This is a genomic window from Larkinella fluvii (assembly GCF_051857545.1).
Lineage (GTDB): Bacteria > Bacteroidota > Bacteroidia > Cytophagales > Spirosomataceae > Larkinella.
This window is the reverse complement of sequence record NZ_JBPZHB010000002.1, coordinates 814,879-831,780: the sequence shown is the minus strand read 5'-3', so window position 1 is coordinate 831,780 and position 16,902 is coordinate 814,879. Positions and strand designations below refer to the sequence as shown.

Here is a 16,902-nt window from a genome sequence, read left to right as displayed (position 1 = left end):
ATCAAAATTACGCGCATAAAACCGCCCTTCACGGCAACGGTTTTCGGATCAAACTGGCGAACTCGGCGTTCAATACCGAATTATTGAATATTTACCCCAACCGCACTTTTTTCGCGCCAGCCACCATATTCGTTAGTTTCTGGCGCGCGGCCCAGCGGGCGGTTTGGCTCAGACCACAATCGGGGGCAACGGCCAGTTTTTCGGCGGGAATGTATTTCAAACACCGCTCGATGCGCTCGATTACGTCTTTGACGGTTTCGATGTAGTAATTCTTCACGTCGATGATGCCGACGGCCACGTCCATTTTTTGGGCAAATTCCGCAATCAGTTCAATTTCGTCAAACTCGCGGTTCGCCATTTCAACGTGCACTTCATCGACGGCCAGGTCCAGAAAATCCGGCAGCATCGGGTGAATTTTCCGGTACCCCACCGGTCGCCCTTTGAAATTCCCGAAACAGAGGTGCGTCGAAAGGCGGCATTTCCCGACGACCGGTGCCACCGTCCGGTTGAAAATGTCGACAAACCGCTTTGTATCTTCCTTGTAGGCATAACACGACATCGACGGCTCATCGACGGTGATTTCCGTACAGCCAGCCGCCACCAGATCTTCCAGTTCCTTCCGAACAAACGGCAACAGCGCTTCCGTGATGTCGTAGCGGTCTTTGTAGCGGTCATTCGGCAACATCCGGCCACTGAGCGTATACGGTCCTGGAATCGAAGCCTTTAGCGTAGGGCCAGCCGGAGCCAGTTTCTTCAGTCGTTCGAATTCCCGGACGGCTCCCAGTCCTTTCGGCGCGGTCAGTTCTTCCACGATGGAATGTTTGCCGCGCTGGTCGTGGGCGGGTGGGCCAAATTTGCGCGTCTCCGAATGATTGGGTTGCAGGCCTTTGATGTAGCCGTAAAACGACAGATTGAAGTCCAGCCGGGTTTGCTCGCCGTCGGTAATCACATCCAAACCCGCCGTGGTCTGGTCGTGAACAGCCGCTACCACGGCATCTTCGATCATTTCTTCAATGTCGGCCTGACCAAACTGGTCAAGGTTCTGGGACGCAAATTCTAACCAGCCCGGAAACGGGTAGCTGCCGATGACGGTGGTGCGGATGGGGTTGGGTTGCATGAATAAAGCTGTTTAGGCGTATCGATGAATAAATGTTGAAAATAGTCGGCTAAATCCAGTCGGCGAAGGTCATCGCGAAAGGTGGTCAGGAGCCACGTCAGGCCCGGTTTTCCGCCGTACGACTGCCAGTAGGTGTTTCGGGCAGCATCCATGCCCACGGTAATCTGATCTGGAAATTCGGGCAGCAGTGCTTGCAACAACGTATACGTCCAGTTTTGCTGTTCCGGTTTCCAGCGAAAACCGCTGTCGTATTCGACCCGAACGCCGGTTTGCAAAACCGCCCGATTGTAGGCAATGTCTTTGTACCGATCGACGTGCGAGAGTACCACATGCTGCAAATCCGCCCCCAGTTTGGCGAATAATTCCGCCTGAGCGAGGGCATGTTTGCCTTCGTTTGTATGGGTCAAAATGGGAATACCGGTTTCCCGATGCGCATTGACAACCGCCCGAAAAACTGTCTCCTGGTGCTTCGTGAACGGTTCGTCACCCGTGGCCAGTTTGATCAAACCGGCTTTGTGCGGGGTTCGTTCGATGACCGGCCCGCTGTAGTCAAATGCGTCGATTCCTTCGGCAATATCGGCCATAAATAGACGCGTCAACTGATCTTCCGAATACCGGTAGCGCCAGTGGTTGGGCGGGTAATACATCTCCAGATGAAGCCCCGTCGGTGCCAGGATCTGCATACCGGTTCGGCGCGAAACTTCCGCCAGTTTCAGCACATTGCGGCCACAGTTGGCGGGCATCGCGTCGACCATCGTCCGTCCTCCGGCGTCATACACCCGCTGCACTTCCTCCGAAATTTTACCGATGTCATTCAGCAAAAAATCCGGATTGCCGCGCGTCGGAAAGCTTTCGTCGATCACCACATGCTCGTGCGAATACGTGATTCCCAGTTGTTCCGGGTCAATGTCCCCCCATACCGTTCTGACAAAGCTCATCGTTTCCAACCATTTCTTGATGTATCGGCCACCGCATCCGGCAGTTCCAAAACCGCCCCAATACTGTATAATTTTTCCTGCAATAAACTGACAGCAACCTGATTAGCGGCTTCGTCATAAGCCAGTGACTGCACAGCCGCCAGCCCCGCTGCCTGACCCATCGACATGGTCTGGGCCATCGACCGGCACGACGCGTGGGCATTGTGGGTAGCCGAAAAACACCGTCCCACCGCCCAGACCGACTGGCTGCCTTTCGGCACAATCGTACCGTAGGGAACCCCGTAAACACCGTCGCCGGGAATGTACTCCCAGTGCGTTTCGTCTTCTCCGTTGAGGCCCTGCCGGTGGTCCTCGATGGGCGCTCCGCAGAGAAAAATCCGGTCAGATGGGAGCTTGCCCGACAAACATTCTTCTTTGGTCAGGCGGTGTTCACCGTAGACGCGCCGGGTTTCGCGAACGCCAATCTGGTGCGACAATCCGATGATGTTCGACTGTTCAAAACCGGGTACGGCATCCCGAAAAAAAGCTTCGTAAACAAACGCCTGCTGTCGCCCTTCGATCTCGGCCTGCGTCAGTTCATCCGTTTTCAGGGCGGATAAACCGCTCACTTTCACGGCCACCGTCGAAATGCAGCCTTTCGCATTCATTTCGTGCGCCGAACCTTCCTTGCGGGGTAAACGATGCTGACCGGTTTCGACGGCCATCCGCATTTGCTCCGCCAGCCTTTTCTTGCCGCCTTCCCGCTCGTAGCGGTCCAGATCGACGTTGCTCATCCGAAAGGTGGTGGTCATGCTCTGCGCCGGTTCGTTTTCGCCCGCCGTTTCGTAGGCAAAACCCGCCAGATGGCAAAAATCCGCATCGCCCGAGGCATCGATGACCCGTTTCGCCAGCACCTTGCCAAAACCGGCTTTGTTCCAGAAAATACAGGCATAGCGTTCTCCTTCCGGACTCACATCCACCAGCGTCGTGTGCAGCCAATACCGGATGCCGCTTTGCAAAATCAACTGATCCCAGACGAGTTTCAACCGTTCGGGGTTGTAATTAACGCCCGTTCCGGCTCCGTAGGTATTGGGGCGCAGAAAGACCGCACCGGCTTTGTCGAGTTCATTCACGACGCGGTCGGGCCAGCCACCAACCACTTTACGGGGTGTAGAACCGGGGGTAAAAAAACCGTAAAAGGTGTCCAGCATCTGCGTGGAGGTTCCGCCCGGAAAACCGTAGCGTTCCACCAGCATCACCGAAAACCGCCTTTCTTCGGCAGCCGCCAAAGCCGCTACGCAGCCCGCCGACCCGGCCCCAATGACCAGGATGTCGGTTTCGGCACGAAGCGGTATTTGGGTATGGTTTAAAAATGGATGCATGTGAAGGCTTCTCGGATGATTAGACTCCAAATTTCTGACGGATGACGTCACGGCTCATTTTCAGGCTGTCCCGAATGGGCCGGGTTGGTTTAAAACCGGGGGGAAAAGCCAGTTCAACGGTGATATCGCCCGCAAACCGGTTTTTCTTCAATTGTCGGGCCACCGCTCCCCAGTCGGCGATGCCTTCGCCCAGAGCTTCCGACCGGGTTCCCGTCCAAAGGTGGTCCCGCAGGTGGAGGTAAACGATTTTATCCGAAAATTTTTGCAGGAACGTTAGAACGTCCACTTTGGCCTGAAACAGCCAGTCCAGATCGGGACCCAGAGCGATGTCGGGTACACGCTGCAAGGTGTTTTGCAGGTCATATAAATCATCCGCTACTTCGTAAATGTGGTTGTGCAGATTGGGAACGACCTTGTTCTTTCGGCAGATTTCCTGAATTTTTTTCAGGGTTTCGGCCTGAACATCGAACTGCTCGGGCGTTTTCTTTTTCGGGGTGTTACCGACCGAGATGCCCAGCGTTCGGCCCCCCAGTTTACCCAGACGCTCGACCACCTTCTCGGCATCGTCCAGAATCTCCGTCTGTTTGCTTTTATCCCACATCGGCTGGCTATACGAGGCCCCGATAACACCAACCCCACTCTTCCGGGAACTGTCGCCAATCCGGTCGACGGCGTCATCGTGCCGCAAGTTGACTTCCATCAACTCGACGGCTTCAATTCCGGCATATTTTGCGTCCGAAAACACCTGATCCAAAATCGGAAAGCAATCGTAAGCAGGCTTGTCCGATGAATAAATCCAAACGTGCAGTCCAACGACAGGTTTGCGATCGACGGCGGAAAAAACATCCGGTATAGCCAGCGCCAGCGTGCTGGAAGCAAGAAAGTCACGACGGTTCATAGGACTCCATTCAAGGTTTTTGACTTACTTTTTAGCGAACAAAGGTCTTTTTACCAACCTCCGCATACAACTTCGCCAGCCGGTGTGCGTGTTCGTCATAGGCGGATTCGAACAGTTCGGTGGCTCGTTCAGCACCAACCAGCGCGGTGGCCGTCAGCACTTTGGGTGGTTGACCGGCTTCGGTCAGCAAGCGCGCCAGTTCGGCTTTGATGCAATTCACAATCAACGCACCACCAACGGTGCTGCCGGGTGCAACCGGCGTTTCCAGTCCCGGAACCGTTACCATCGCATCGCCAACGGGTGCGCCGGTATCCAGAATCAGATCGGCGAAATCGCTCAGTTTCAGGCCGTCTTTGCGTTTGCTGGTGCTCTGGTCCGAATGTTCTTTGGTGATGAGTGCCACCACTTTTACGCCCCGCTTCTGAAACTCCTCCGCCATTTCAATCGGGACGACGTTGCAGCCGCTCGAAGAAATGATCAAAGCCGTATCTTGTTCTGAAAGATCGTAATTGCGCAGAATGCGCTCGGCCAGCCCGGAGACGTTCTCAAGAAACATGGCCTGCCGCTGGCCGTTGGCACCCACCACCAGGTTGTGAAACGTGAGCGACAATTCGACAATGGGATTGAAACCCGGAAAAGAACCGTAGCGCGGCCACATTTCCTCGACCATGATCCGGCTGTGTCCCGAGCCAAAGACATGCACCATCCGACCCGCCAGAATCGTTTCGGCAAACCATTGGGCCGCCTGTTGCAGTTGTGATTTTTGCTGCTCAACCGTATCGATCAGTTGGCGGCATTTTTCTAAATAGGTTGTTATCATACAAGCTTTTGATGGATCTCCAAACTCATTATATTACAAAACCGGCAGCCCCGATGGCCCCGGCCCAATCTTCAAAATGCGCTTTACGGATGGCGGTTTTCTTACCAGCCGGTCGCCATTCAAACACCGCCAGAAAGGCTTCCAACGGACTGAACAAAGCTTCCCCGGCCTGCGTGATTCCACCGCCCAACACGACCACTTCCGGCGAAAAAGCATTCGCAAAACCGGCAATGGTAACGGCCAGTTGCCGAACGGACGTGAGCCAGACCAGCGTGGCCAGCGGTTCCTGTTGCCGGTAGGCATCAACCAGTTCCTGCGTGGTCTGGTATTTTCCGTACGACCGGCGGAAAACCGTCGCGTTGCCAATCGCATCTTCCAGACTAGCCGGTATCTGCGTAATATCCAGCTGGTTGCTGTCGGCATTGACCGACACATGACCCAAATGACCGGCCATCTGGTAATAGCCCTGGTACAGATTTCCATCCATCAGCAACCCGCCACCAACGCCCGTTCCCAGCGTGAGCATCAGGGCATTCCGAATGCCTTTCGCAGCTCCATACCGGGCTTCCGCCATCAGGGCCGCGTGGGCGTCGTTCAACACCCGCACCGGAACGCCCAGAAACGTCGACCAGACGAAGCCTTCCAGCCCCGGCAGTCGGCCCGGCATGCAGGCAATGGCGTCGTTGGCCGGGGTTGGCAAACCGGGTGCCGACAAGCCCACGCCTGTTACCGGTTCGGGAGTAGCGGTTTTCAGTTGCTGGTAGGTATCGGCAACGGCCTGTTTCCATTGTCCGTCCTGCCCATCGTTGGTCGGGCAAACCACGCGATGCAACACCGCTCCGGTTTCGACGTCGATCAAAACGCCTTTGATGCGGGTACCGCCAATGTCGATGCCGATTGCGTTCATTTTTTACGGTATTCGGTGATTCGGTTTACGGTATTCGGTTTACGGTATTCGGTTTACGGTATTCGGTTTACGGTATTCGGTGGCTGGCGCATCCTTATTCTCGCGTCAGCCACCGTAAACCGAATACCGAATACCGTAAACCGTAAACCGTCCTCAGTATTGACCCTCGCTGACGCTCCAGCCGCCGTCGACGGACAGCACCTGGCCCGTCGTGTAGCGGGAATAATCCGACATGAAATAAATAGCCGCCCCGTCTAAATCCGCGGGTTGGCCGATACGACCGCCGTCCAGGGGTTGTTTGGTGGTGACAAACTTCAAAATGGTTTCGTCGGTGGCCGCTCGCTGCGCCATGGGCGTTTCGACCAGACCGGGAGCCAGCACGTTCACGCGGATGTCGTGGGGCGCGTAATAGGCGGCAATCGATTTGGTAAAACCGATGATGGCGGCTTTGGTGGCGGCATAGGCGTGGGTCGAAAAGTATTTCGGCGACGGCGAATAGCCCAGCACCGACCCCATGTTCAGGATCGTTCCGCCGGTATTTTGCTCCTGAAAAGCGCGGATAGCGGCCTGATTCGACAGCATCAGCGAGGTCAGATTGAGTTCGAAAGTTTTGTTCCAGCCTTCGAGCGTTAGTTGATGCAGCGGACCGTCGCCAAACCGTCGGCCACTGCCGCCCGCAACGTGGTAAAGCCCGTCGAAACCGCCAAACTCACCCTGACAAAGCGCGATGGCCGAAAGGGCCGTGGCCGGATCGGTGGCGTCGCCGTTCAGCGCAAAACCGTAACCGCCCAACTGGGCTTCGGCCGCTTTGCAGCTTTCCTCATTCCGGCCCACCACGACAACCCGTGCGCCCTGTCCGACAAAGGCGTGGGCCGCCGACAGCCCCAAACCCGTTGTTCCACCAATGACCACAATCCGCTTGTTGGCCAGCCAGAGTTGATCCATCCTGAAAAAATAAACGGTTAAAATCCTGTAACGCCCCGTTCCCCTAAAGGGGACTTGGACACAGCAGCATCCAGATGCAAAAAGTCCGGCTCCGGCCGCCCGGCCTTTAGGGGAACGGGGCGTTAGGGCGTTGATACGAAAAATCAAATTACGAACGACGAAGGTATAAAGGCAATTTTAGTATTGCAATAACTTATTATAATAAGTTTCAGATTAAGCAGATTTTCGTATACTTGTTCACCAACAACCTTTCTCTATGAACGATCGGCCCACCCGCATTCCCCAGTATCAGTACCTCTATGAATCCTTACGCCAGCAGATTATCCGGGGTGATTTCAAATCGGGTGATCTGTTGCCTTCTGAAAAAGACCTCCAGAACCAGTTTCGTCTGACCCAGCCCACCATCCGGCAGGCGCTGGGGCTGTTGGTGCAAGATGGCTACATCCGCAAGCACCAGGGTAAAGGCAGCATTGTGCAGCCCCTGCCCATCGGTTTGGGCGTGATGTCGATTGTTGGGCGGCTGGCCAATACCGCCAACGCGAGCCGCACCGAGCGGATGACCACCGCCATTCTAACCAAACCAAAGCTTCATCCTTTCCCGGACGATTTTCTGTTTACCCCCACCGAAGACGATACGAAAGCCGGATTTTATTTTCTGGAACGACTGCGGGCCGTGGAGGAAGAACCGGTCTTTTTTGAGAAGATCATTCTGCCGAACCGCTATTTACCCGGTTTTTCGCGCCAGCGGCTGGAAAACCGCTCCCTGTTCGATCTTCTTCGCGCCAAATACGGTTTGCTGGTGAAAGGCGGAGAGCAGAAGGTGCTGGCCGTGGCGGCTGATGGCGATCTGGCGCGATTGTTAAGCGTTCCGATCGGCAACCCGGTTCTGCGGCTCGACAAACGGCTCGACACCAACCGGCCCGATTTCAGTTTTTATTCTTCGTTATACGCCCGAACGGATCGGTATATTCTGCACGGAAGGTTCTGAACGTCAGGCTGGCATGACGATTGTGAACGTAGCCCCGTTATCGGGCGCACTGTCCGCCGTAATGATGCCGCCGTGGTTTTCCACTATTTTTTTGCAGATCGCCAACCCGATTCCGGTTCCTTCAAAGTCTTTTTTGGCGTGTAAACGCTGAAAAATGGCGAAGATTTTTGTGGCATACCGGTTATCGAAGCCAATGCCATTGTCCGAAATTTTTAGCTCCAGATACCGCCGGGCTTTTGTCAGACCCGGTATCGAAACTTGGTTTGAGGATAAAAACCGGTGTGAAATCCGAATCACCGGGGGCGTGTCTTTCCGGGCAAACTTCAGGGCGTTTGTCAACAAGTTCTGAAATACCTGCCGGAACTGGGCCGCCACGACAGTAACAACCGGCAGCCCGTCGGACTCAATGCTGGCGTTTACCTGCTCGATCTGGTATTCCAGCGATTGCAAAACCTCCTCCAGTAGCCGCTGTAAACTCTGGTTTTCGAAAGTCTGATCGGACGCGATCAGGGATACCGACAACACATCACCAATCAGTTCGTGCATACGTTGGGCCGCGTCAATGATTTTCGACAAATACAGTTGTCCCTCTTCGCTGAGCTGCGTTGACTGACTCATCAGCAGCCGCTCGCCAAAAGTCGTTATTTTCCGCAACGGCTCTTTCAGATCGTGGCTGGCGATGTAGGCAAATTCCTGCAAACTGGCGTTCGACTGTTCGAGTCGGCGGTTTTTCTCCTGCGCCTGCCGCTCGGCTTCCACTTTGTCCGTTATATCCAGCGAGATGTTCAGCACGTGCTCGACGTTCCCTTCGCCGTTGCGGTCGAAAATGGTACCGTACGTCTGAAACCACCGGTAGTGCCCATTCCGGTGACGCATCCGGTAGATAAACTCCGCTATCTGTTCACTTTCGCCCCGTTTTCCGGACGGCCGATTGGCTTTTTCCAACGCCCGGTTATTGTCTTCCACCAATTTGGTCAGGTCGTCGGGATGAAGAATGGTCATTAAGAAACCGGCACCTTCCTCCAGCACCTGCCGGGACGAATAGCCCAGCAATAGTTCAAATCCCTGACTGATAAACAGATACTTCCCGGTATGGATGTTGTACGTCGCAATAATCGCGGGAGCGGTGTCGGTTATTTTCGTATTAAAATGAAGCTGTTCGTTAATACTGGTATTTAACAAACTGATATACTGCGCCATCATCCGGCTTTGCAGTTCGAACGCATACCGGTCCAGTTCCCGGATAATCTGAATAAATACCGACAAATCGGTGGTATAGCGCGGCAAAAAAAACGTCAGAGCCTGTTTCCGAACGTAACTGATGAGGCCCATATCGCTGCTGGCCACCTGGTTCCGGCCAATCATCGGTAGCTGATCCTGCGCCCAGCGCACTACGGTCGCGTTAATGTTGGCAACCGTCCGGTTCTCGATGAACGCAGTCAACAATTGCGTGGTCGTTTTCACCGACAGCGCAAGAAGCTGATCTTCCGACAGGGACTTATAAAAAGCCAGCATCGGAAGATCGACTTCCCGGAAAAGGCGAATAAACTCGGCCGCCAATTCTTCGAGGTGATGTTCCAGGAGGAATTGGGCAAAACCGGGCAGGTATTCGAAATCCAGTTCATCGGAACCGGATTTCAGGCTATTGAAAGGCACCGGCAAGGTAGTGGTGTTAGAAGTACCGATTCTCTAGGTCAGGTCGCGCTCCGAAATCCGTCCGGTTTGCTTGTCCTTCAGGATCACTTTGTGACGACCATCGTGCGTAACCTCTTCTTTGATGAGGTAAAATTCTTCGTCGTAATCCACCAGGGTCGATTCCTGCGTCAGCCCTTCGCGACCGCGCCAAACCGGCAGGTTCACCGGCTCCCACTGTTTGGTTTCGGCGGATCGGTACGCGGCATCCAGAATGGCGTTCACCACGTAACCGTCGTAGAACGTTTCGGCCGGTTCGCGCCCCTGGTCGGCCGCATTGAACATGTCCGTAAACATGTGGTTATACCCCAGATCGTTCACTTCGTCGCCGACCGGGAACAGCCAGCCTGTGGTGCTTTCGGCTTTTTCGGCCACGTAATCGGCCCCTTTTCCGGTCGTGAACATTTCAAAACCGGTGCGCAGGAAGTTGTTGATCCAGATGGTGCCTTCGGTGCCCATCACTTCGTCGCGCAGGTCCATGCCCCCCCGGAACGTCCAGCTTACTTCAAACTGCCCAATGGCACCGTTCTCGTATTTCACCAGCGCAATCGCGTGGTCTTCGGCGTCGATCGGTTTCACCTGCGTGGCCGCCCAGCACATTACCTCAACGGGTCGAACGTCCTTGCCGATAAAATTCCGGGCAATCTCGACGCAATGGCAACCGAGGTCGAGCATACAACCCCCACCGGCCTGCTCCTTGTCCCAAAACCAGTCGCTGTGCGGTCCCGGATGCGTTTCGCGGGATTTAGCCCAGAGAATCCGGCCCAGTGCCCCATTCTTCACACTCTCCAGCGCTTTCAGGAATTTCGGCGTGTAGCAGAGGTCTTCCAGATACCCGGCAAAAATACCGGCTTCTTCCACGGCCCTCATCATCCGTAAAGCCTCGTCGGCGTTGCGTCCCAGCGGTTTGGTGCTGACCACCGCTTTCTTGTGCTTGGCACACAGCATGACGGCCGCTTCGTGGATGTTGTTAGGCAGCGCAATGCACACCATATCGACTTCCGGATTGGCAATCACTTCCTCCATATCCGTCCCCCAGATGGAACAACCGTAGTCGTTGGCAAACTTTTTAGCACTTTCTTCCCGGCGGGCGTAGATGGCAACCACCCGGTCACGTCCGCGTTGACCGTGGATCGATTCGGCATAAAACCGGCCAATAAAGCCGGAACCCAGCATGGCAATTTTTCGCATGTGTCGAAGGAAATTTAAGCGAATAAATTCAATCCTGTAAAAAATTTAGACAAGTCTAAATCTATTCTCTATATTTGTTAAAATGGTTACAGACGCAATCTACAACTTATTATAAAGAGCCATGTACTGGTTGCCGGTTTATCGACGAAAAATTGCCCGCGTCCTGCTGATTCTCTTCAGCCTGATGATGGTCAATTCGGTGGTTTTCCGGCACGCGCACAAACTGGCCAGTGGGCGGATTATCGTTCATGCCCACCCTTTCAAACCCGTTGGCGACAGTCCCTACCAGCCCAATACGCACACGACCAACGAGTTAGTCTGGCTCGAAAACTTTACCAACGTTCTGTATGACGGCCTGACGCCATTCGTATTTGCCTGCGTCGTTCTGAGCGCACCGGCCATCCAGCGGTTTGGGTCGGTTTATTCGTTTCAGAGTGCGTACGTCTTCCCCTACTTCTCCCGCCGGGGTCCACCGGTTGTCGGATGATCGTTTCCTGCTGAATCGCTCCCGGCGATTCTTTTTCAATGCCCTGCTGCCAGTAGCGTCGGTGTGTGCCGGTTTATAACCGGTCGAATCATCGCTTGTTGCCGGCATCCGGGCCTTCACTCCTTCTGATCGATCCCATACAACCATGTTCAAAACGATATACCTATCGGTTCTGTTTATTTTAGGCATTACCTTCCTTGCCCATGCCCAGTCGACAGCCACCGTCGAAGGCAAAGTAATTTCCAAGCAAAAACCGGTCGAACTGGCTACGGTGGCGCTGAAAGGCACCCGGTTCGGCGTTCTGACCGACACATCGGGGGTTTTCCGCCTGACCGGCATTCCGGCGGGTCGCTACCAACTGGTGGTTTCGCTGGTGGGATTTGACAGCTACCAGCGAACTGTCAACGTAACGGCGGGCCAGACCATTCGCCAGACGGTCGACCTGCGCGAAGCCGCCAACACGCTGGGCGAAGTCGTGATTACGGGAACGATGAAAGAAGTTTCCAAACTGGAAAGCCCCGTTCCGGTGGAGATTTACACGCCGAAATTTTTCCAGAAAAACCCCACGCCCAATATTTACGACGCCCTGCAAACCATTAACGGCGTTCGCCCCCAGTTGAATTGTAACGTCTGCAACACCGGCGACATCCACATCAACGGGCTGGAAGGGCCGTATACGATGGTGCTGCTCGACGGGATGCCGATTGTGAGTTCGCTGTCGACGGTGTACGGTTTATCCGGGATTCCGAATTCACTGGTGGAGCGGGTCGAGGTGGTGAAAGGCCCGGCGTCGACGCTTTACGGTTCGGAAGCCGTGGCCGGTTTGATCAACATCATCACGAAAAATCCGTTGAAAGCACCGACCGTGACGGCGGATGTGTTCGGGACGAGCTGGCAGGAATACAATGCCGATCTGGGCGTGAAATACCGGGTTGGAAAAGCCAATTCGCTGATCGGTCTGAACTATTACAACTACCAGAATCCGTACGATAAAAACAACGATGGTTTTACGGATGTGACGCTGCAACACCGGATTTCGGTGTTCAACAAATGGCAGTTCGAACGGAAAGAAAACCGCCAGGCCAGCATTGCCGGACGGTATTTCTACGAAAACCGCTGGGGTGGACAAACCAACTGGACGCCCGAACTCCGGGGTACCGACAGCCTCTATGCCGAAAGCATTTACACGAAACGACTGGAACTGATTGGTTCTTACCAACTCCCGACGACGGAAAACATCACGCTCCAATCGTCGTTCAACAGCCACAACCAGAATTCGTATTACGGCACGACCTCCTTCAACGCGACCCAACGGATCTTTTTTGCGCAGTTGCTGTGGACAAAGGAATTTAACAGCCGGGTTAGCCTGCTGGTCGGAACGCCTTTCCGCTACACGTTCTACGACGACAACACCCCGGCCACCCAGTCGGCCGATTCGCTGCGCCCCACCAACCAGCCCGACCGCACGGTTTTGCCCGGCGTTTTCGTGCAGCCCGAGTTTACGTTCAACGAAAAACATAAACTGTTGCTGGGGTTGCGCTACGACTACAATTCGCGGCACGGCAACATCCTGACGCCCCGGTTTTCGTACAAATGGGCACCCAACCGCGACAACATCATCCGGTTGAATGCCGGAACGGGGTACCGGGTTGTCAACCTGTTTACCGAAGACCACGCGGCCCTGACCGGCGCCCGGCAGGTGGTGGTGCAGGATGAACTGAAACCCGAACGAAGCTGGAATGTGAACCTGAATTACACCAAACAGATTGTATTCGGAAGCGGTTTTCTGGGCATCGATGCCTCGCTGTTTTACACCTATTTTACCAACCGGATCATTGCCGACTACGACACCGACCCCAACAAGATTTTCTTCGATAACCTCAATGGCCATTCGACGTCCAAGGGCGTTAGTGTGAATCTGGATGCCAGTTTCACATTTCCGCTGAAGATCAACGCCGGTTTTACGCTCATGGATGTGTATAAGGTGGAAGACGATGCCGACGGACAAGCCGTTAAAACCCGCCAGTTGCTGACCGAACGCATTACCGGTACCTGGACGGTTTCGTATGATTTCGGACGCGGTTTTTCGACGGACTACACGGGCAATCTGTACGGGCCGATGCGGTTGCCGCTGCTGAGTTCCGACGATCCACGGGCCGAATATTCGCCCACCTGGAGCATTCAGAACATTCAGTTGACCAAAAAATTCAACAGCGGTTTCGAGATTTACGGCGGGGTTAAAAACCTGCTGAATTTTACGCCCCCGGCCAACAGCATCGCCCGCGCCAACGACCCGTTCGACAAGCGCGTCGTGTTCGATCGGAACGGGCAGGTGGTGGCAACGCCCGACAATCCGTACCGGTTGACCTTCGACCCGAACTACGTTTTTGCCCCCAACCAGGGCATCCGCGGTTTTCTGGGTATCCGCTACACGGTGCGCTAGGGACGGTTGCGCTGTGCAACGATTGACGGTTTGATCCTGTCCTTGCCACTGAACCCAGGCGGTTCAAACAATTTAACGGGCCGGATCGTTTTATTGGAAAAATTCTATTTCAATCGCTGGCTTTTTTAAATTATTGTATCGAATAATAGAACAATAACAAGAAAGCTCAGTTTTAATGATTTGATAACCATTGCATTACTCATTTTTCCATATAAATTTACAACCGTAAACCAAACACTCTACTCTATATGGCACTTGCAAAACAGTATGTAAAAAGCAAGCCTACAATTTGCAAAGTAACGTTTACGCTGCCTGCTGACGCCGTTAATGGTGCGAAAGCGGTTGCTTTGGTTGGTGATTTTAACGGCTGGGATGCGTCGGCTACGGCTCTGAAGAAACAAAAAGACGGTTCATACAAAACAACGGTTGAACTTCCGGTGGGTCAGGAAACGCAGTTCCGCTATCTGATCGATGGTGAAACCTGGTTGAACGATTCGGAAGCCGATAAGTACATTAGCAGCGGAGTTTCTGCTGACGAGAACTCGGTGGTTGCTTTGTAATTGATTTCCATTTCGTGTCCATAGTCGGATGCGTGTGATAGCCTGATCTCCCGGTCGGGCTATCTTGTTTATCAGGGATCTGACCGTAGTTTTGGGTTTTGGTAGCAGTAGTCAGCCACAACGAACCCCGGCCCGAGCATGAAAAAATACGTCAACAGAGTCCTCCTCTTTCTTTTAAGTGGTTTTTTATACCCGGTTTTCGGGCAGAAAAAACCGATGAATGTGCTGGTTCTTTATTCCGACGATCAGCGGTACAACACGATTCACGCCTTGGGAAATGACGCCATTCAGACGCCCAATCTGGATCGACTCGTCAAAAACGGCGTCGCCTTTACGCGGGCGCAGACGATGGGTGGACTACACGGCGCCCTCTGTGCCCCAAGCCGGGCGATGCTGCACACGGGCCGCTACTTACACAGTTTATACAAAACCGGCGATGTGATTCCCAAAGAACACACCACGCTGCCCGAATACCTCCGAACGAAAGGATACCAAACTTACGCGATTGGCAAATGGCACAACGACAAAGCTTCGTTTTCGAGGAGCTATGAAGGGGGTGCCGCCCTGTTTTTCGGCGGCATGCACCTCCCGGAAAAAGGCGGTCAGGAGCATCCACAGTATGTCAATTTTGATCCCTCCGGGCAATATAAGGAGCCTAACAAAAAGGCCGATCTGTATTCGTCGGAACTGTATGCCAACGAAGCCATTGCCTTTCTGACCAACCGAACACCGGAAAACCGCCCTTTTTACTGCTACGTTGCCTTCACGTCACCCCACGACCCGCGCACCCCGCCGGGAGCGTTTCGGAAGTTATACCCGAAAGAACGGATGAAATTGCCCGCTAATTTTCTCCCGCAGCACCCTTTCGACAATGGAGAACTGAACGTGCGCGATGAGAAACTGCTGCCCCGCCCATTGACCGAAGAGCAGGCGAAGGAGGAACTTGCGCTCTATTACGGCATGATTTCGGAGCTGGATGCCCAAGTCGGCCGGATTCTGGATGTGCTGAAAAAGAACGGTTTACTCGAAACGACACTGATCGTTTTTGCGGGCGACAACGGGCTGGCAGTGGGCAGTCACGGGTTGCTGGGCAAACAGAATCTGTATGAACACAGCATGCGCGTACCGCTGATTATGAGCCATCCGGCCCTACCGCAAAACAGACGCGTCGATGCGCTGGCCTATCTGGCTGATATTTTCCCAACGGTGACGGATTTTCTCGGGCTCCCGGTTCCGGCAACGGTTGAAAGCCAGAGTTTGCTCCCCTTTGTCAAAGAAACCAAAAAGACGGGACGGGAATCAGTTTATTACGCCTACCGGGATTTTCAGCGGGCCGTGCGAACCCGCGACAACTGGAAACTGATCAAATATAACGTCAACCGGCAGGAAACCACGCAGTTATTCGACCTCAACAAAGACCCCTACGAAGTGAACAACCTGGCGGACAACCCGGTTTTTGCGCCAAAAAAGAAGATGCTGGAAACCCGCCTGATCAGCGAAATGAAGACGTATCACGATTTTCTGGACCTCAGCCAGCCTGATTGGGGGAAGCAACCGTGATTCAACAATCGAATGGCGTGCCAGTCGGTGGAAGACTGGCACGCCATGAATACTAAACCGTAAAACTGTCCGACTCGACGTAGGCTTTGATCAAAGCGGTTTCGCCTTCTTTACCCGGAAAGGCATTGCCGTGTTCCATGCCCCAGATAAAGTCCTTGTTTTCGGCTTTACCTTTCTCGTACACATGTTTGAAAACATTCTTGTAATTGATTTCGCCCGTCGTTGGTTCCTTCCGGCCCGGATTGTCGCCGATCTGGAAATAGCCGATTTCGCTCCAGCACCAGTCGATGTGCGGAATGATGTGCCCTTCGTTTTTCTGCATGTGGTAGACGTCGAACAGGATTTTGCAGGCCGGGCTGTTGACGGCACGGCAAATCTCGTAGGTCTGATCGGAAGTGCGTAAAAACAGGTTTGGCGTGTCGCTCAGAGGTTCCAGCACCATCGTCAGGTTATGTGGAGCCAGAATGTCGGACCCCCGGCGCAGGGCGTCGATCACGTGACCGGTTTGAATGCCGATGGGCAGATTGCGCTGAAAATCACCGGGAACCACCGTCATGAATTTCGCATTCACGCGTTTGGCCACCTCGACGGCTTTTTTGCAGCCATTCAGAAAGATGTCGATAAACTCCTGTTTGCCAGCCGCCAGCGTATTTTGTCCGTTCCCGCCTTTGTCGACCACAAAAACGCCCATTTTCATGCCCAGCCGGGTCATTTCCTTCGCGATTTTCTCCTGCTCCTCCACCGGACGACCCATCATGCCGTTGTCTTCCAGGGCCGTAAAACCGTTGTCGGCCATGAATTTTAGCTGGTCGATCACATCTTTCCCGGCACTGTTCGTAAACATCCCGAAGTGGGGGGCATATTGTAATTTGAACTTGTTTTTCACCACCGTCTGCGGCTGTACAGCGTTCGTACCCGCCAGGGCATTGCCGACAAGCGTCGCACCGACAAGGCCTAACGTTGATTTGACAAAATCGCGTCGTTGAATCATGATA

At 54.0% G+C, this 16,902-nt stretch carries 15 protein-coding genes; 5 read left to right on the top strand and 10 right to left on the bottom strand.

Going from position 1 to position 16,902, the window contains the following annotated elements:
- Positions 1-91: 91 nt before the first annotated feature.
- From ACS5NO_RS07330 to ACS5NO_RS07300, 7 genes are all read right to left on the bottom strand, one after another.
- Positions 92-1,117 carry a methionine synthase gene (locus tag ACS5NO_RS07330; protein ID WP_421829846.1) on the bottom strand — a complete coding sequence of 342 codons (1,026 nt, stop codon included), beginning with the start codon at positions 1,115-1,117 and terminating at the stop codon, positions 92-94.
- Positions 1,057-2,055 carry a phosphotriesterase family protein gene (locus ACS5NO_RS07325; protein ID WP_439414521.1) on the bottom strand — a complete coding sequence of 333 codons (999 nt, stop codon included), beginning with the start codon at positions 2,053-2,055 and terminating at the stop codon, positions 1,057-1,059. Before ACS5NO_RS07325 ends, ACS5NO_RS07330 begins: the two co-directional genes overlap by 61 nt.
- A complete protein-coding gene (locus tag ACS5NO_RS07320; RefSeq protein WP_439414520.1) occupies positions 2,052-3,416 on the bottom strand; it encodes an FAD-dependent oxidoreductase in 1,365 nt (454 codons plus the stop codon). The genes ACS5NO_RS07325 and ACS5NO_RS07320 overlap by 4 nt, the downstream gene beginning before the upstream one ends.
- 19 nt (positions 3,417-3,435) lie before the next feature.
- Positions 3,436-4,314 (bottom strand): sugar phosphate isomerase/epimerase family protein, encoded by an 879-nt coding sequence (locus ACS5NO_RS07315; protein ID WP_439414519.1) that lies wholly within the window; start codon positions 4,312-4,314, stop codon positions 3,436-3,438.
- 31 nt (positions 4,315-4,345) lie between these two features.
- The gene (locus ACS5NO_RS07310) at positions 4,346-5,134 is read right to left on the bottom strand and encodes a sugar isomerase domain-containing protein (RefSeq protein ID WP_439414518.1); all 789 of its coding nucleotides are present in this window, start codon (positions 5,132-5,134) and stop codon (positions 4,346-4,348) included.
- Between the two features lie 28 nt (positions 5,135-5,162).
- Complete coding sequence (locus ACS5NO_RS07305; protein WP_439414517.1) at positions 5,163-6,041, bottom strand: ROK family protein; 879 nt, start codon at positions 6,039-6,041, stop codon at positions 5,163-5,165.
- Positions 6,042-6,194: 153 nt separating this feature from the next.
- On the bottom strand, positions 6,195-6,986 hold the full coding sequence (locus ACS5NO_RS07300; RefSeq protein ID WP_439414516.1) for an SDR family NAD(P)-dependent oxidoreductase: 792 nt from the start codon (positions 6,984-6,986) through the stop codon (positions 6,195-6,197).
- Positions 6,987-7,242: 256 nt separating this feature from the next.
- On the opposite strand from ACS5NO_RS07300, the gene ACS5NO_RS07295 reads away from it, so the two are divergent.
- Positions 7,243-7,974: a GntR family transcriptional regulator gene (locus ACS5NO_RS07295; RefSeq protein ID WP_150881160.1), complete on the top strand. Its 732-nt coding sequence runs from the start codon at positions 7,243-7,245 to the stop codon at positions 7,972-7,974.
- 3 nt (positions 7,975-7,977) lie between these two features.
- Here ACS5NO_RS07295 and ACS5NO_RS07290 read toward each other — a convergent pair whose 3' ends face one another.
- Both ACS5NO_RS07290 and ACS5NO_RS07285 read right to left on the bottom strand, forming a co-directional pair.
- Positions 7,978-9,630, bottom strand: coding sequence for a sensor histidine kinase (locus ACS5NO_RS07290; protein WP_439414515.1), 1,653 nt, complete (start codon positions 9,628-9,630; stop codon positions 7,978-7,980).
- 33 nt (positions 9,631-9,663) lie between these two features.
- Entirely contained in the window at positions 9,664-10,857 is a 1,194-nt protein-coding gene (locus ACS5NO_RS07285) for a Gfo/Idh/MocA family protein (protein ID WP_439414514.1), read from the bottom strand.
- A gap of 121 nt (positions 10,858-10,978) precedes the next feature.
- Here ACS5NO_RS07285 and ACS5NO_RS07280 point away from each other — a divergent pair, with 121 nt between their 5' ends.
- The 4 genes from ACS5NO_RS07280 to ACS5NO_RS07265 all read left to right on the top strand — a co-directional run bounded on the left by ACS5NO_RS07280 (position 10,979) and on the right by ACS5NO_RS07265 (position 15,907).
- Positions 10,979-11,344 (top strand): DUF8478 family putative metalloprotein, encoded by a 366-nt coding sequence (locus tag ACS5NO_RS07280; protein ID WP_439414513.1) that lies wholly within the window; start codon positions 10,979-10,981, stop codon positions 11,342-11,344.
- A gap of 145 nt (positions 11,345-11,489) precedes the next feature.
- Positions 11,490-13,787, top strand: a complete 2,298-nt coding sequence (locus ACS5NO_RS07275; RefSeq protein ID WP_439414512.1) for a TonB-dependent receptor — start codon at positions 11,490-11,492, stop codon at positions 13,785-13,787.
- A 248-nt stretch (positions 13,788-14,035) separates the two neighbouring features.
- On the top strand, positions 14,036-14,347 hold the full coding sequence (locus ACS5NO_RS07270) for an isoamylase early set domain-containing protein (RefSeq protein WP_150881155.1): 312 nt from the start codon (positions 14,036-14,038) through the stop codon (positions 14,345-14,347).
- Between the two features lie 138 nt (positions 14,348-14,485).
- On the top strand, positions 14,486-15,907 hold the full coding sequence (locus ACS5NO_RS07265) for a sulfatase family protein (RefSeq protein ID WP_439414511.1): 1,422 nt from the start codon (positions 14,486-14,488) through the stop codon (positions 15,905-15,907).
- A 52-nt stretch (positions 15,908-15,959) separates the two neighbouring features.
- On the opposite strand, the gene ACS5NO_RS07260 is transcribed toward ACS5NO_RS07265, so the two are convergent.
- The gene (locus ACS5NO_RS07260; protein WP_439414576.1) at positions 15,960-16,895 is read right to left on the bottom strand and encodes a hydroxypyruvate isomerase family protein; all 936 of its coding nucleotides are present in this window, start codon (positions 16,893-16,895) and stop codon (positions 15,960-15,962) included.
- Positions 16,896-16,902: the final 7 nt, after the last annotated feature.

Bases quoted from the DNA above. Each gene is read 5' to 3' on its own strand.
- ACS5NO_RS07330 (WP_421829846.1), bottom strand. From the start codon at position 1,117: ATGCAACCCAACCCCATCCGCACCACCGTCATCGGCAGCTACCCGTTT.
- ACS5NO_RS07325 (WP_439414521.1), bottom strand. From the start codon at position 2,055: ATGAGCTTTGTCAGAACGGTATGGGGGGACATTGACCCGGAACAACTG.
- ACS5NO_RS07320 (WP_439414520.1), bottom strand. From the start codon at position 3,416: ATGCATCCATTTTTAAACCATACCCAAATACCGCTTCGTGCCGAAACC.
- ACS5NO_RS07315 (WP_439414519.1), bottom strand. From the start codon at position 4,314: ATGAACCGTCGTGACTTTCTTGCTTCCAGCACGCTGGCGCTGGCTATA.
- ACS5NO_RS07310 (WP_439414518.1), bottom strand. From the start codon at position 5,134: ATGATAACAACCTATTTAGAAAAATGCCGCCAACTGATCGATACGGTT.
- ACS5NO_RS07305 (WP_439414517.1), bottom strand. From the start codon at position 6,041: ATGAACGCAATCGGCATCGACATTGGCGGTACCCGCATCAAAGGCGTT.
- ACS5NO_RS07300 (WP_439414516.1), bottom strand. From the start codon at position 6,986: ATGGATCAACTCTGGCTGGCCAACAAGCGGATTGTGGTCATTGGTGGA.
- ACS5NO_RS07295 (WP_150881160.1), top strand. From the start codon at position 7,243: ATGAACGATCGGCCCACCCGCATTCCCCAGTATCAGTACCTCTATGAA.
- ACS5NO_RS07285 (WP_439414514.1), bottom strand. From the start codon at position 10,857: ATGCGAAAAATTGCCATGCTGGGTTCCGGCTTTATTGGCCGGTTTTAT.
- ACS5NO_RS07280 (WP_439414513.1), top strand. From the start codon at position 10,979: ATGTACTGGTTGCCGGTTTATCGACGAAAAATTGCCCGCGTCCTGCTG.
- ACS5NO_RS07275 (WP_439414512.1), top strand. From the start codon at position 11,490: ATGTTCAAAACGATATACCTATCGGTTCTGTTTATTTTAGGCATTACC.
- ACS5NO_RS07270 (WP_150881155.1), top strand. From the start codon at position 14,036: ATGGCACTTGCAAAACAGTATGTAAAAAGCAAGCCTACAATTTGCAAA.
- ACS5NO_RS07265 (WP_439414511.1), top strand. From the start codon at position 14,486: ATGAAAAAATACGTCAACAGAGTCCTCCTCTTTCTTTTAAGTGGTTTT.